Genomic DNA, 14,043 nt, shown 5'->3' with positions numbered 1-14,043 from the left:
GGCCAGGTGGGTTCGGGAGGTTGTGGATAAGTCGGGGCAAAAGGGGACGCCCGTCACTCGTGTGGCCCAGTGGGCCAGCGTGACGGGCGTCTTTGTTCGCTATTCAATTAATATTGCGGCCCTGTGGCCCCGGTGGCCTTTCAGTCGGTGGGGACTTCCAGGTCACTCTTGGCCAGTTCCTCGACGTTCACGTCCTTGAACGTGACCACCTTCACGTTCTTCACGAACCGCGCCGGCCGGTACATGTCCCACACCCAGGCGTCGGCCATGGTCACCTCGAAGTACACTTCGCCGTCCGCCGAGCGCACCGCGAGGTCCACCTGGTTGGTCAGGTAGAAGCGGCGCTCGGTCTCGACCACGTACTTGAACAGGCCGACCACGTCGCGGTACTCGCGATAGAGCTGGAGCTCCATCTCGGTCTCGTACTTCTCGAGGTCCTCAGCGCTCATGCCCACGCTCCCCTTGGTCGGTCTTCAATCACAGTCATTGTCACCCACAACGCGGGGAAACGTTCGCCACGTTGGCATATGTGAAACGGTGCTCCGGACAAGGCCCGTGCTCCGTCAATGCGGCCTGGTGGGCGGGGGTGGAGTAGCCCTTGTGGACTTCGAAGCCGTAGGCCGGGTGGCGCTGGGCCAACTCGGTCATCATGGCGTCCCGCACGGTCTTGGCCAGCACCGACGCGGCGGCGACGCACGCGGCCACCTGGTCCCCCTTCCACATGGCAAGGCTAGGGCAGGGAAGCCCGTCGACACGGAACCCGTCCGACAGGACGTAGGAGGGGGCGACGTCCAGGCGGGCCACGGCACGGCGCAGCGCCTCGATGTTCGCCTGGTGCAGGCCGCGGCGGTCCACCTCGGGAGCCGGTATGGCGACCCACGCATAGGACAGCGCGCGCTTCTCGATCTCCACGCGGACCCGGTCGCGGGCCTTCTCCGTGAGCAGCTTGGAGTCGGACAGGCCGGGGATGCGGCCGGAGGCTCCGGGGCGCAGGATCACCGCCGCCGCCACCAGCGGGCCGGCGCAGGCACCCCGCCCTGCCTCGTCCGCACCGGCGACCTGAGCGAACCCGGCGCGGGCCAGAGCACGCTCGTAGCCGTAGATCCCCGCATCGGAGCGGATGGCTACGCCGCGCGGCAGCGTGAGGGTGGGCGTCGTGGTCATCGTCTCTAACGTACAACGCGCCGGTGACGACTATGGCGGCCGCACAGGGAAGTCCCTGCCGCGGCCGCCATAGGTCACTGGTCAAATCACTACATAGGTAGTGAAACTACACCTCTAGTTGTTGAGGAGGTCTAGTCGTTGAGGAGGTCGAGCTTCTTCAGCTTCCGACGCCGGTGGACGACCCGGATCGGCACCGCCATGGCGAACGCCGCCAGCGGCACCGCACCCGGCGACGACGACACGGCCTGGAAGCTCTTCTTGAACGTCGAGGGCACCGGCAGCGTCCCGAAGTGCGACGGCGGCCACACCTTCAGCACCGCGATCCCGACCACGTTGCCGACCGGGACGAAGCCGCCGGTCTGGCTGTTGATGTGGGCCCGGGAGTCCACGGACACCTCGCGGTGGTCGCCCATGACCCAGATCTTGCCCTGCGGGACGTGCACCTCGAAGGGCTCCATGGAGGGCAGGTTGCTCGGGTACAGGTAGCCCGACTCCTGCAGCGGGACGCCGTTGACGGTCACCGGCGCGCCGTTGCCCAGGCACTTCACGTCGTCGCCGCCGAGCCCGATGACCCGCTTGATCAGGTCGCCGTTGTCCTCCGGCAGCAGGCCGACCGCGGTCAGGACCTTGCTGAAGACGTTCTTCGGCTTCACCGGCTCGCTGTCCAGCCAGCCGCCCGGGTCCTGGAAGACCACGATGTCGCCGCGGTTGGGCTCGTGGCCCATCCAGTTCGAGAACCGGTTCACCAGCACGCGGTCGTTGATCTCCAGCGTCTGCTGCATCGAGCCGGAGGGGATGACGAACGCCTGGACCAGGAACGTCTTGATGACGAACGCCAGCACCAGGGCGATGGCCAGCAGGAACGGCAGTTCGACGATGAACGGCCGCGGCTTCTTCGGGAACGCGAACCGCCACACCACCGCGAACGGCAGCAGGATCCACTGCCACCAGGTACGCGGGCCCGCCGGCGCGGCCGGCTCCGGAGTCGGCTCCTCGTCCTCGGGGGACGGCGAGGCGCCCTCGGGGCCGCTGCCGGCAGCTTCGGGACCCTCGCCACCGCCGGGTCCGAAAGGACCACCGGGGCCACCGGGGCCACCGGGGCCACCCGGACCGCCGGGACCACCAGGCCAGCCAGGGCCACCAGGACCGCCGGCACCCGGGCCACCGGCACCGGGAACGCCGGGCACAGCGGGAGCACCGGGAACGCCGACGCCACCGGACCCCTCAGGCCCGCCATACCCGCCGTAGCCGCCATGGTTGCCCTGCGCGGGAGCGGGCGCAGACGCGGGATAGCCACTCTGAGCGGCATAGCCGCCCTGCCCGGAGTACCCGCCCTGATTCCCATAGCCGCCGACCGCTCCGGACTGGCCGGCCACACCGGACTGGCCAGCCGCATCAGCCTGTCCAGGCTGCCCGGACTGGTCGTAGCCCGACGAAGGCGCGTACCCGGAGGCCTGCGCGTAGCCGGCCCCCTGGTCGTGCGCCGGATACTCGGGGCGCGGGACCACGGCCTCGCCGCGGCCGACCGGGTTGTCGGCGGTCTCGGAGCTTTCGTCCACTGTCACAGTCTGCCCTTCCGGTGACCCGCCAGGCCCGCTCGGCTTCGCTGCCGCCTGGTCCATGTCGCTGTTCCCTTCGCAATCCCTCGAAAGTTCGCTTCAGCCAAGCGGCCGCTCCGTACCCAACCGCCCACGTAGCCGATTGGTTACGCCCGCGGGGTCCGGAAGGAGAGCGCCACCGCGGCGACGCCGCCGCTGCGCGCCGGCCCGCAGCGGCACCGCGAGCGTGAAGCCCCACATGAGCGGCGGCACAGTGGCGGCGCTCTGCGCGGCCTGCGCGGGGTTCTTCAAAGAGAACGTAGAAGGAGTACCCAATCCGCTGATGCGTGTCAGCGGCCATATCCGCACGAAAGCGTGACCCTGCATGTCCGAGTACGGCACCAGCCCCTGGGAGGACTCCTGCAGGTGCACCCGCGAGTCCCCGGAGTCGCTCCGGTGGTCGCCGAGCACGAACACGGTGTGCGGCAGCACAGTGATCGGACCGAAGGGGGTCTGCGAGGGGTCGTCCAGTTGTCCGTCGACTCCGCGGTAAAGATAGGAGTGCTCGTCCAGCGGCACGCCGTTGACCGTCACCGGCTGCCCGACACCCTTGCACTGCACGACGTCCCCGGGCACCCCGACGACCCGCTTGATGAGGTCCTGCTCGTTGCCCTCGGGCAGCAGCCCGACCCAGGAGAACACCTTCTTGACCCCGCCGACGAAGGCGTTGTCCTTCTTGATCTCCGAGGGGTCCAGCCAGCCGCCGGGGTCCTTGAAGACCACGATCTGGCCGCGCTGCGGGGTCCAGCCGAACCACGGGGTGAGCTTGTTCACCAGCACGCGGTCCCCGGGCTCGATGGTGTGCTGCATGGACTCCGACGGGATGAAGTAGGCCTGGACGAAGAACGTCTTGATCACCAGGGCGAGCAACAGCGCGACCCCGAACAGGATCGGCAGTTCCTTCCACAACCTCACCGGTTTCAGCCGGCGCCTTTGCCCCTTGGCCACCGGCCGCACCCTAGCCTGTTCGTCGTCGGGTCCGCACGACCCGGGTCAGCACATCTGGACAGACAGGAACAGCCGTTCCCAGTCGAACAAGTTATAGGACTTGCCTGAGGATTGTGTAAACGGCTCCGGGCCACGTCCTCGCACTGAGAACGTGGCCCGGAGCCGTGAAAAACGTGCGGTGGAACGCCGGCTCAGTGGCCTGCGACCGCCTCGCGCTTCTCCTTGATCTTCGCCTTCTTGCCGCGCAGGTCGCGCAGGTAGTACAGCTTCGCCCGACGGACGTCACCGCGGGTCACGACCTCGATCTTCTCGATGATCGGGGTGTGCAGCGGGAAGGTGCGCTCCACGCCGACGCTGAAGCTGACCTTGCGGACGGTGAACGTCTCGCGCACGCCGGAGCCCTGGCGACGGATGACGACGCCCTTGAACTGCTGGATGCGGGAGCGGTTGCCCTCGACGACGCGCACGTGCACATTGACGGTGTCGCCGGGACGGAAGGCCGGGACGTCGATGCGCATCGACAGCTCGTCGATGGTGGACAGCTTGTCCATGATCTCTCCTCGTGGACGCCACAGGTCGGCCACGGCTTGGGTGGTGAAACCAGATTTCGGCTTGAAATCGCCGTGGGCGGGTCCCCCTGTGGCAGGGCGCGTCCGGCGGGCAGGTGGCGGTGCCTAGTGAAAGACGGGCACCTGCTCAAGCAGTACCGGCCTAGTCTGACACAGCGTCGGGGTCGAAACGAAATCCGCCGGGGGTCTGCGACCAGCCCAAAGCCTCCAGGCGCGCCCGGTCCTTCTTGTCCAGGGTGGCGGGATCCAGCGTGGCGATCAGATCCGGCCGCATCGCGGCGGTACGCTCCAGCGCCTGGTCCCGGCGCCAGCGCGCGATCAGCGCGTGGTTGCCGGACAGCAGCACCGGCGGGACGTCGCGACCGTCCCAACTCGCGGGCTTCGTATATACGGGCCCCTCCAGGAGCCCCGCCATACCGCCCTCAGAGGAGTGCCCGAAGGAATCGTCCTTAGCGGACTCCGCATTGCCCAGCACTCCGGGCAGAAGACGACCCACCGCCTCGACCATCACCAAGACCGCGACCTCTCCCCCGGCCAACACATAGTCGCCAATGGAGAGTTCTTCTACAGGCATCCGCTCTGCGGCGGCCTCTATGAACCGCCGGTCGATCCCCTCATAGCGCGCCGGAGCGAACACCAGATGCGAGGCAGTAGCGAGGTCTTCGGCGACCCGCTGGGTGAACGGCCGACCTGACGGCGTCGGCACGATCAGCCGCGCCCCGGCCTCCGACCCCGGCGGCACGATCTGGGTCAGCGCCTCCGACCACGGCTCGGGCTTCATCACCATGCCCGGCCCGCCGCCGCACGGCGAGTCGTCCACGGTGTTGTGCCGGTCGTGGGTCCAGTCGCGCAGCTCGTGCACGCGCACGTCGAGGATCCCGGCGGCCGCCGCCTTGCCGATCAGCGAGACGTCCAGCGGCGCCAGGTACTCGGGGAAGATGGTGACGATGTCGATGCGCATGGGGTGACCGCTCTCGCCGCTCGGCGAAGACTCACCGCTCCGAGGAGCGGTTACTCGACGCTGTCCAGGTCCAGCAGCCCGGCCGGCGGATCGACCACGACCCGCTTGGCGGCCACGTCCACGACCGGGACGAACTGCTTGACGAACGGGATCAGCACCTCGGGCGCGTCCGGCCGTCTCACGGCCAGCACGTCCTGCCCGGGCAGGTGCAGCAGGTCGGCGATCTCCCCCAGCACGGTCCCGTCCGCCAGCTCGACGGGCAGGCCGCGCAGCTGGTGGTCGTAGAACTCCTCGGGATCGTCCGGGGTCTCCTGCGGGTCGGCCTCGACCACCAGGATGGTGTTCCGCAGCGCCTCGACGGCGTTCCGGTCTGCCACGCCCTCGAAGGACAGCAGCAGGATGCCGCTGTGGAAGCGCATGTCGGACACCACGAGCGGCCCGCGCTCGGCCGGCTCGGTCAGCAGCCGGGACCCGACCGCGAACCGCAGGCCGGGGTCGTCGGTGCGGACCTCGACGGTGGCCTGGCCGCGGATGCCGTGCGCACGACCGATCCGGCCGACCACGAGGCGCAGGGCCTCGGGCCGGCCGGAGGTGTTCTCAGTGTCGGGGCTCACCGGTAGCCGGCCGCCTCGACCAGGTCGACGCGCAGCGAGCGGCCGCCCAGGGCCGCCATCACGGTCCGCAGCGCCCGGGCGGTGCGCCCGCCGCGACCGATCACCTTGCCCAGGTCGTCCGGGTGCACCCGGACTTCCAGGACCTTGCCGCGGCGCTGGTCGCGCTCGCGGACCCGGACCTCATCGGGGTGCTCGACGATGCCCTTGACCAGGTGCTCCAGGGCCTCTTCCAGCATGCTCAGCCCTCGGAAGCGATCTCAGCCTCGACAGCCGGGGCCGGGGTCTCCACCGGAGCCTCGGTCGCCGGGGTCGCCGGGGTCTCGTCGACCTTCTTCTCGGCCTTCTCGGCCTTCTCGGCCTTCTTCTTCGGCGTGGTGGCGCCGACCTTCGGCTCGTCGGCGGCCTCCTTGGCGGCGGCCTCGAAGACGGCCTTGCGGTCGGCCTTGGGGGCCTTGACCTTCATCGGCGCCGGGGCGTCCAGGCCCTTGAACTGCTGCCAGTCGCCGGTGACCTTCAGGATGGCCTCGACGGCCTCGGTCGGCTGCGCGCCGACGCCCAGCCAGTACTGCGCACGCTCGGAGACGACCTCGATGTACGAGGGGTCCTCCTTCGGGTGGTACTTCCCGATCTCCTCGATCGCCCGGCCGTCGCGCTTGGTACGGGCGTCGGCCACGATGATCCGGTACTGCGGGTTCCGGATCTTGCCCATGCGCTTGAGCTTGATCTTGACTGCCACGGTGTGGTGTCTCCTGCTTGGTCGACTACGGGTGGTGCCGCCGCGCCGCCACGTGGGGACATGGCATCGGCAGCAGCCGGATGGACTCGGCGCAGCGCAGGAGAGAGGGCCATGCGCGACCGGTACAAGCTTCCATTGTGCCAGAAGGTTCAGGCTGGTCGGGACGCCCCCGGCACGGTGGAGCACCGGGAGGCCCCACTGCGTTACGCCTCCTGACGGACCAGCTGCGCGCTACTGGGGCGGCAGCAGGTTCTTGAACTCGTCCGGCAGCTCGAACTGACCGGCGTCCGGGCCGCCGAACGGCGCGCCGTTGCCGTCCTTGCGCGCCTGCCGCGCGGCCTCTTCGGCCTTGGCCTTGGCCGGGTTGCCCGAGCGCGAGCGGCCCTTGGACTTGGCCGACTTGTCGGCGGCCTTGGCCTTGGCCGACTTGCGCTTGGTGCCGCCCAGCCCGCCGGCCCCGGGCAGCCCCGGCATGCCGGGCATGCCGCCCTTGGCCATCTGCTGCATCATCTTGCGGGCTTCCAGGAAGCGGTCGATGAGGTTGTTGACCTGCTGCACCGAGGTCCCCGAGCCGCGCGCGATGCGCTGCTTGCGGGAGCCGTTGATGATCTTGACGTCCTCGCGCTCGCCCGGGGTCATCGACTTGATGATGGCCGCGATCCGGTCGACGTCCTTGTCGTCGATCTCGTTCAGCTGCTGCTTGATGTCGCCGACGCCGGGCAGCATGCCCAGCAGCTTCTTCATGGAGCCCAGCTTCTTCAGCTGCTCCATCTGCTTCAGGAAGTCGTCGAGGGTGAACTCGTTGCGGGCCAGCTTGGCCGCCATCTGTTCGGCCTCGGCCTGGTCGAAGGCCTTCTCGGCCTGCTCGATCAGGGTCATCATGTCGCCCATGTCGAGGATGCGGCCGGCCATCCGCTCGGGGTGGAAGACGTCGAACTCGTCGAGCTTCTCCCCGGAGGAGGCGAACATCACCGGCTTGCCGGTGACCTGGCGCACCGACAGCGCGGCGCCGCCGCGGGCGTCGCCGTCGAGCTTGGTCAGCACCACGCCGTCGAAGCCGACGCCGTCCATGAAGGCCTGCGCGGTGGTCACCGCGTCCTGACCGATCATGGCGTCGACGACGAACAGGACCTCGTCGGGCCGGACCGCGTCGCGGATGTCGGCGGCCTGCTTCATCAGGTCGGCGTCGACGCCCAAGCGGCCGGCGGTGTCGACGATGACCACGTCGTACATCTTCGTCTTGGCGAACTCGATCGAGTCCTGGGCGACCTTCACCGGGTTCCCGACGCCGTTGCCGGGCTCGGGGGCGAACACCGGCACGCCTGCCCGCTCGCCGACCACCTGCAGCTGGGTGACCGCGTTCGGCCGCTGCAGGTCGGCGGCGACCAGGATCGGGGTGTGGCCCTCGGACCTGAGCCAGCGCGCCAGCTTGCCGGCCAGCGTGGTCTTACCGGCACCCTGCAGGCCGGCGAGCATGATCACCGTCGGCGGGTTCTTGGCGAACCGCAGCCGCCGGGTCTCGCCGCCCAGGATGGCGACGAGCTCCTCGTTGACGATCTTGATGATCTGCTGCGCCGGGTTCAGCGCCTTGGAGACCTCGGCGCCCTCGGCACGCTCCCGGACGGCGGCGATGAACGGCCGCACGGCCTGCAGCGAGACGTCGGCCTCCAGCAGCGCCTGCCGGATGGCCCGCAGCGTGTCGTCGATGTCCTGCTGCGAGAGCCGACCCTTGCCGCGCAGGTTTTTGAACGTCGTGGCCAAACGATCGGAGAGCGTGTCGAACACGTCGTATTCATCCTTCGCGCGGAAATCAACAGATCGGGCGGATGAGAAAAACCGCCGTAGTCCACCAGGGTAGCCGCTGACGTCGCCGGACCCGAGTCTGACGGGGTTTGTCAGAACGGTGCGCCACCATGGTTACAACACGAGGTGAGGGAGAACAACACAGTGACTCTGGTCAACAAGTACGCGGGAACGTGCGCCGCGTGCAAGGGTCGGGTGGAAGCCGAGGCCGGTGAGCGCGCCAACGTGGACGGTGCGTGGCTGACCTATCACCATGAGTGCGCCCCGGCCTGGGAGCCTCAGCCGCGGGTCCTGGGTCAGGCGCCCGAGGGCGCCCCGCAGGCGGCCGTCCCGCCGCAGCGGGGCTCGCACGACGGCTGGCACCGCCGCCGGCTGGCCGGCTTCGACACCGAGACCACGGGCCGCGACCCCAAGACCGTGCGCATCGTCTCGGCGGCCCTCGTCACCTCCGACGGCGCCGAGAAGACCTTCCTCATCGACCCCGGCATGGAGATCCCCGCCGAGGCCACCGCGATCCACGGCATCACCACCGAGTACGCCCGCGAGCACGGCACGCCGCCGCGCCGGACGCTGGACGAGATCGCCGACGCGCTGGCCGTCGAGCTGCGCGCCGGCACGCCGCTGGTGGTGTTCAACGCCCCGTACGACCTGACGCTGCTGGAAGCCGAGCTGGCCCGCAACGGCCTGACCCCGCTGGCCTCCCGCGCCCCGGTGGCCCCGGTGATCGACCCGCTGGTCATCGACCGGCAGATGGACAAGTTCCGCAGGGGCGCGCGCACGCTGGAGGCGCAGTGCCAGTTCTACGGCGTGACTATCACGCACGCGCACGACGCCGCGGCCGACGCCCTGGCCGCGATGAACCTGGCGCAGGTGATCGGCGCCAGCTACACCGCGGTGGGCACGCTGGACGCGGTCCGGCTGCACGAGGCCCAGGCGCGCTGGAAGGCCGAGCAGGAGGCCGACCGGGCCGCGTACCGCGAGCGGCGCGGGGAGAAGTCATACGCCGAGCCGGAGTGGCCGACGCGGCCGCTGGCCACCTCGGCGTGACGCGGACCACAGCGTCGTAGACACCAACAGCGATATCGACCCATAGACATCGACGCGATCCACCGACGAGCGGCGGGAGACCCGGAACACGGGTCGCCCGCCGTCGGCGTTTAAACAGGCCACTGACATCTCCCGCACGACGGCCGCGGGGCTGGACCGGGCGACGCCGCCGAGGCCCGCGAAATGCCGGACTAGCTGGCACTCTTGCAGTAGTTTCACGTCTACCGCCCCCGCACTCGACGCATCATGCCGACGACACGTCGGCAAGAACCACGCGATCGACCCTGCCCAAACTCGGACAGGACGGAGTGAATCAGGATCTCTAAACGCCCCGCAAAGTAAAATCCTGGTATAGCGTCCTGGGCCGGTCCGTTTTGTCGTTCGGGGTCTCGCTAGGGTTACGGCCGGACACCCGTAACCACGCCGCCCGCCCTGGACGGTGGCGGGAGTTCACGCCGAATCCGGCAAAGCGCGGCCCGCAGTTTCCACGGACTCCCACACGGTCCGGGGGCGGAGCGCCGATCCGGAACCGGGGACCCACCAAGTCCCACCGGCCCGCAAGTACTGGGGCCAAGGGGTGAATCGGTCCGCTGCGAACCCCCGCGCGGCGGCCTGTAGGGCACGCTTCTCAGCCCGAACCCGTCAGCTAACCCGGTAGGCGGCAGGGAGAGAAGGAGAGTCGCCCTCGTGGCGTCCCATAAAACCGTGACAACTCACCGCGCGTCCAAGAAGACGATCACCGCGCCTCGCACCGCGGTGACGCTGGCGACCGCCACGGTCGGTTCCATCGCCCTGGTCCCGGGTCTGGCCCACGCCGACCCGACCGCGAACCTCAACGACGTCAAGAACCAGGTCAACAGCCTCCACCAGCAGGCCGAGCAGGCCTCCGAGGCGTACGACCAGGCGGCCACGAACCTGGCCTCCCTGCAGCACAAGGTCGACCAGATCCAGGCCCGCATCACGGCCGAGCAGACCCAGCTGACCACCGCGCAGTCCTCGCTGGGCAGCCTGGCCGCCGCGTCATACCGCGCAGGCGGTGTGGACAGCTCCCTGGAGCTGATGCTTTCGGCGTCCCCGGACTCGTTCCTGCAGCAGGCCACCGCGATGACCGAGGTGTCCAGCCACTCCGCGGACTCGATGAAGACCGCGCAGGAGATCAAGCGCCAGCTGGACCAGGACAAGGCCGAGGCCTCCTCGGACCTGCAGCAGCTGCAGAAGACGCGCGACCAGATGGCGGCGAACAAGGCGGCGATCGACGCGAAGGAGAAGCAGGCGCAGGCCCTGCTGGACTCGCTGACGCCGACCCAGCGCACCCAGTACGTGCAGCAGCAGTCGCAGCAGAACCAGAAGGCGCAGACGCCGCCGACCGGTCTGCCCACGGCGCCGAACGCCCGCGCGGCGATAGCGGTGGCGTTCGCGGAGGCTCAGGTCGGCAAGCCGTACGTCTACGGCGCCGCAGGCCCCCGGAGCTTCGACTGCTCCGGCCTGACGATGGCCGCGTGGGCCGCCGCCGGTGTGTCGATGGCGCACTCCTCCTCGTCGCAGGCGTACGAGTTCCCGCAGGTCTCGGAGTCGAACGCGCAGCCCGGCGACCTGTTCATCTACTACGGCAGCCTGCACCATGTCGGGATATACGTGGGCCACGGCGAGGTCGTCCACGCTCCCTACCCGGGTACCACGGTGCAGTATGCTCCTGCGAACTCGATGCCTGTCGCGATGATCGTCCGGCCGTAGACCGGACCGAGCTTCGCCCCGGGGCGCCGACTGACACGTCGGCGCCCTTCGACGTTGTCCAGGGGGACGGAATGTCAGAGTACGGACTCGGTCGGGAGACCGACGCGGGCGAGGAGCCGGTGGCGACCGGCGGCGGTGAGCCGTGGTTCGAGCGGGGCGAGGCCGCGGCGGCCGTGGCGGCCGCGGAACCGGTGCTGGAGCCGGTCGGCGATCCGGTCATCGACCCGATCGTTGACCCGATCGTTGACCCGGTGCTCGACCCGGCGATCGACGCCGTGCTCGATCCGGTGCTCGATCCGATCGAGGAACCGGTGGAGGACGCGGTCGAGGACTACGCCGACCCCTACGCCGACCCGCAGGAGTGGATCAGCAGCCTGATCGCCAAGGTCGAGCGCGCCGAGCAGGGCATCGGCTCGGGGCCGCGCGACGCGCTGATGGCGCGGATCAAGCTGGCGCAGGCGTATTCGGAGCTCGGCGACACCGTGCAGGCCGCGCCGCTGGCCGTGAAGAACGTGGCGCAGGCCCGGCAGCTGTTCCCGTCGAGCGAGGGGATGCTGCGGCAGCTGCGGGAGTTCCGGGACGCCGCGTGCGAGGCGGCGGGGTGGACCGCCGCGATGATGCGCGAGTCGGAAGAGGAAGTGACGGTCGAGGAGCCGAGCGAGTTGGTGACGCGGCCGGACGCGGTCGCGGCGGCCGCGGAGGCTGCGGTGGCCGAGGCTGCGATGGCCGAGGCTGCCGAGGAGGCTGAGGACTTCGGCTTCGAGCACGAGACGCCGGCGGCCGAGCCGGCGCCGAACCCCGCGAGTCAGCCCGCTGAGGCGGAGTCGGTCGGCGCCGTGATCCACGAGTTCGTGCGCCGCTCCCCCGAGCCGGACGCCCTGCAGTGGGCCGCCGAGGTGCAGGCCGCGCTCACGCAGCCGGCCGAGCTGGCGATCCCGTCGCCGCCGGAGCCGGAGTACGCCGAGGAGGTCGAGCCGGCGCTGGCTTCGGCGGACCTGGCGGACCTGAGCGATCTGGCCGACCTCGCCGCGATCGAGGAGATCATCCGGCTGCGCTACGAGCTTCGGGAGGCGCAGCGGACCATCGAGCGGCTGCGGCATGTGAACCGGAAGCTGCGCGAGGCGCTGGAGTACGACGAGAAGGCTTAGACCGCGCTCAGACAAGGCTCAACGCTCGGCTCAACACGCGACAGCTCAAGCGCCTGCGAACCACTCAGCGCGCGAAAAAGCCGGGTCCGAAGACCCGGCTCTCGAGCACCGCAGCAACCGCCGCAGCGCCTACTCCCACTCGATCGTCCCCGGCGGCTTGCTGGTCACGTCCAGCACCACCCGGTTGACGTCGGCGACCTCGTTCGTGATCCGCGTGGAGATCCGGGCCAGTACCTCGTAGGGCAGGCGCGACCAGTCGGCGGTCATCGCGTCCTCGCTGGAGACGGGGCGCAGGACGATCGGGTGGCCGTAGGTGCGGCCGTCGCCCTGGACGCCGACCGAGCGCACGTCGGCCAGCAGCACCACCGGGCACTGCCAGATCTCGGTGTCCAGGCCGGCCGCGGTCAGCTCCTCGCGGGCGATGGCGTCGGCCTCGCGGAGCAGGTCCAGGCGCGGCTTGGTGACCTCGCCGACGATGCGGATGCCCAGGCCCGGGCCCGGGAAGGGCTGGCGGCCGACGATCGCCTCGGGCAGCCCGAGTTCGCGGCCGACCTGGCGGACCTCGTCCTTGAACAGCTTGCGGAGCGGCTCGATCAGCTCGAACTGCAGGTCCTCCGGCAGGCCGCCGACGTTGTGGTGGCTCTTGATGTTCGCGGTGCCGCTGCCGCCGCCGGACTCCACGACGTCCGGGTAGAGCGTGCCCTGCACCAGGAACTTCACCGGCTCGCCGGCGTCCGCCGACTGCTCGACGATCTCGCGCTCGGCCTGTTCGAAGACCCGGATGAACTCGCGGCCGATGATCTTGCGCTTCTCCTCCGGGTCGGACACCCCGGCCAGCGCCGACAGGAAGCGTTCCTCGGCGTCGACGACCTTGAGCTGCACGCCGGTGGCCGCGACGAAGTCCTTCTCGACCTGCTCGGCCTCGCCCTTGCGCAGCAGGCCGTGGTCGACGAACACGCAGGTGAGCTGCTCGCCGACGGCCTTCTGCACGATCGCGGCGGCCACCGCGGAGTCCACGCCGCCGGACAGGCCGCAGATCGCGCGCTTGCCGCCGACCTGCTCGCGGATCGCCGCGACCTGCTCCTCGACGATGTTGCCGGTGGTCCAGTCCGGCTCGATGCCGGCGCCCTTGTAGAGGAAGTTCTCCAGCAGCAGCTGCCCGAACTGCGAGTGCAGCACCTCAGGGTGGTGCTGGACGCCGTACAGCCGCTGCTCGTCGTCCTCGAACGCCGCGACCGGGGTCTTGGCCGTGGTGCCGGTCACCCGGAAGCCCTCGGGGGCGGCCGTGACCGCGTCGCCGTGCGACATCCACACCGGCTGCTCGGCCTGCGAGCCGCTGAAGAGCGTGGAGTTGGTGTCGGTGACCTCCAGCGAGGTGCGGCCGTACTCCCGGCCGCCGGTCTGCTCGACCACGCCGCCCAGGGCCCGGGCCATCGCCTGGAAGCCGTAGCAGATGCCGAGGGTCGGCACCCCGGCGCGGAACAGCTCCGCGCCGACGTTCGGCGCGCCGTCGGCGTAGACCGAGGACGGCCCGCCGGACAGGATCACCGCCTTGGGCTTCTTGGCGAGGATCTCGGCCACCGTCGCGGTGTGCGGCACGATCTCGCTGTAGACGTGGGCTTCGCGGACCCGGCGCGCGATGAGCTGCGCGTACTGGGCGCCGAAGTCGATGACAAGGACGGTGTCGGCAGGCTGCTCCATGATGCGGTCAAGTCTATCGG

14 protein-coding genes and 1 riboswitch are annotated in these 14,043 nt (G+C 69.7%); of the genes, 3 read left to right on the top strand and 11 right to left on the bottom strand.

Annotation, left to right across the window (positions count from 1 at the left end; translation table 11 throughout):
• Positions 1 to 140: 140 nt before the first annotated feature.
• The 10 genes from GWK61_RS32035 to ffh all read right to left on the bottom strand — a co-directional run bounded on the left by GWK61_RS32035 (position 141) and on the right by ffh (position 8,375).
• Positions 141 to 449 carry a DUF2469 domain-containing protein gene (locus GWK61_RS32035; RefSeq protein WP_012785735.1) on the bottom strand — a complete coding sequence of 103 codons (309 nt, stop codon included), beginning with the start codon at positions 447 to 449 and terminating at the stop codon, positions 141 to 143.
• Between the two features lie 40 nt (positions 450 to 489).
• Positions 490 to 1,164, bottom strand: coding sequence for a ribonuclease HII (locus GWK61_RS32030; RefSeq protein WP_194915428.1), 675 nt, complete (start codon positions 1,162 to 1,164; stop codon positions 490 to 492).
• Between the two features lie 131 nt (positions 1,165 to 1,295).
• Positions 1,296 to 2,723, bottom strand: a complete 1,428-nt coding sequence (lepB, locus tag GWK61_RS32025) for a signal peptidase I (protein ID WP_194915427.1) — start codon at positions 2,721 to 2,723, stop codon at positions 1,296 to 1,298.
• Between the two features lie 99 nt (positions 2,724 to 2,822).
• Positions 2,823 to 3,677, bottom strand: a complete 855-nt coding sequence (gene lepB, locus GWK61_RS32020) for a signal peptidase I (protein WP_194915426.1) — start codon at positions 3,675 to 3,677, stop codon at positions 2,823 to 2,825.
• A gap of 224 nt (positions 3,678 to 3,901) precedes the next feature.
• On the bottom strand, positions 3,902 to 4,261 hold the full coding sequence (gene rplS / locus GWK61_RS32015) for a 50S ribosomal protein L19 (protein WP_194915425.1): 360 nt from the start codon (positions 4,259 to 4,261) through the stop codon (positions 3,902 to 3,904).
• Between the two features lie 160 nt (positions 4,262 to 4,421).
• The gene (gene trmD, locus GWK61_RS32010) at positions 4,422 to 5,240 is read right to left on the bottom strand and encodes a tRNA (guanosine(37)-N1)-methyltransferase TrmD (protein WP_194915424.1); all 819 of its coding nucleotides are present in this window, start codon (positions 5,238 to 5,240) and stop codon (positions 4,422 to 4,424) included.
• Positions 5,241 to 5,290: 50 nt separating this feature from the next.
• Positions 5,291 to 5,812, bottom strand: a complete 522-nt coding sequence (rimM, locus tag GWK61_RS32005) for a ribosome maturation factor RimM (protein ID WP_194915430.1) — start codon at positions 5,810 to 5,812, stop codon at positions 5,291 to 5,293.
• Between the two features lie 38 nt (positions 5,813 to 5,850).
• A complete protein-coding gene (locus GWK61_RS32000) occupies positions 5,851 to 6,090 on the bottom strand; it encodes an RNA-binding protein (protein ID WP_012785728.1) in 240 nt (79 codons plus the stop codon).
• Between the two features lie 2 nt (positions 6,091 to 6,092).
• A complete protein-coding gene (rpsP, locus tag GWK61_RS31995; protein WP_194915423.1) occupies positions 6,093 to 6,590 on the bottom strand; it encodes a 30S ribosomal protein S16 in 498 nt (165 codons plus the stop codon).
• A 231-nt stretch (positions 6,591 to 6,821) separates the two neighbouring features.
• Positions 6,822 to 8,375, bottom strand: a complete 1,554-nt coding sequence (gene ffh / locus GWK61_RS31990) for a signal recognition particle protein (protein WP_194915422.1) — start codon at positions 8,373 to 8,375, stop codon at positions 6,822 to 6,824.
• Between the two features lie 162 nt (positions 8,376 to 8,537).
• Between ffh and GWK61_RS31985 the strand changes: the two genes are divergently transcribed.
• The 3 genes from GWK61_RS31985 to GWK61_RS31975 all read left to right on the top strand — a co-directional run bounded on the left by GWK61_RS31985 (position 8,538) and on the right by GWK61_RS31975 (position 12,322).
• Positions 8,538 to 9,440 carry an exonuclease domain-containing protein gene (locus tag GWK61_RS31985; RefSeq protein WP_323747844.1) on the top strand — a complete coding sequence of 301 codons (903 nt, stop codon included), beginning with the start codon at positions 8,538 to 8,540 and terminating at the stop codon, positions 9,438 to 9,440.
• 506 nt (positions 9,441 to 9,946) lie between these two features.
• A riboswitch (cyclic di-AMP (ydaO/yuaA leader) is annotated at positions 9,947 to 10,116 on the top strand.
• A 29-nt stretch (positions 10,117 to 10,145) separates the two neighbouring features.
• The gene (locus GWK61_RS31980; RefSeq protein WP_323747843.1) at positions 10,146 to 11,174 is read left to right on the top strand and encodes a C40 family peptidase; all 1,029 of its coding nucleotides are present in this window, start codon (positions 10,146 to 10,148) and stop codon (positions 11,172 to 11,174) included.
• 71 nt (positions 11,175 to 11,245) lie between these two features.
• Positions 11,246 to 12,322, top strand: a complete 1,077-nt coding sequence (locus GWK61_RS31975; protein WP_194915420.1) for a hypothetical protein — start codon at positions 11,246 to 11,248, stop codon at positions 12,320 to 12,322.
• Positions 12,323 to 12,451: 129 nt separating this feature from the next.
• On the opposite strand, the gene guaA is transcribed toward GWK61_RS31975, so the two are convergent.
• Entirely contained in the window at positions 12,452 to 14,023 is a 1,572-nt protein-coding gene (gene guaA, locus GWK61_RS31970) for a glutamine-hydrolyzing GMP synthase (RefSeq protein ID WP_194915419.1), read from the bottom strand.
• Between the last annotated feature and the right edge of the window lie 20 nt (positions 14,024 to 14,043).

This window comes from Catenulispora rubra, from assembly GCF_015356825.1.
Classification (GTDB): domain Bacteria; phylum Actinomycetota; class Actinomycetes; order Streptomycetales; family Catenulisporaceae; genus Catenulispora; species Catenulispora rubra.
Note: the sequence above shows the minus strand (reverse complement) of the source record. Positions and strands in the feature narration are given on the sequence as shown.

Bases quoted from the DNA above. Each gene is read 5' to 3' on its own strand.
- GWK61_RS32035 (WP_012785735.1), bottom strand. From the start codon at position 449: ATGAGCGCTGAGGACCTCGAGAAGTACGAGACCGAGATGGAGCTCCAG.
- GWK61_RS32030 (WP_194915428.1), bottom strand. From the start codon at position 1,164: ATGACCACGACGCCCACCCTCACGCTGCCGCGCGGCGTAGCCATCCGC.
- rplS (WP_194915425.1), bottom strand. From the start codon at position 4,261: ATGGACAAGCTGTCCACCATCGACGAGCTGTCGATGCGCATCGACGTC.
- trmD (WP_194915424.1), bottom strand. From the start codon at position 5,240: ATGCGCATCGACATCGTCACCATCTTCCCCGAGTACCTGGCGCCGCTG.
- GWK61_RS32000 (WP_012785728.1), bottom strand. From the start codon at position 6,090: ATGCTGGAAGAGGCCCTGGAGCACCTGGTCAAGGGCATCGTCGAGCAC.
- GWK61_RS31975 (WP_194915420.1), top strand. From the start codon at position 11,246: ATGTCAGAGTACGGACTCGGTCGGGAGACCGACGCGGGCGAGGAGCCG.
- guaA (WP_194915419.1), bottom strand. From the start codon at position 14,023: ATGGAGCAGCCTGCCGACACCGTCCTTGTCATCGACTTCGGCGCCCAG.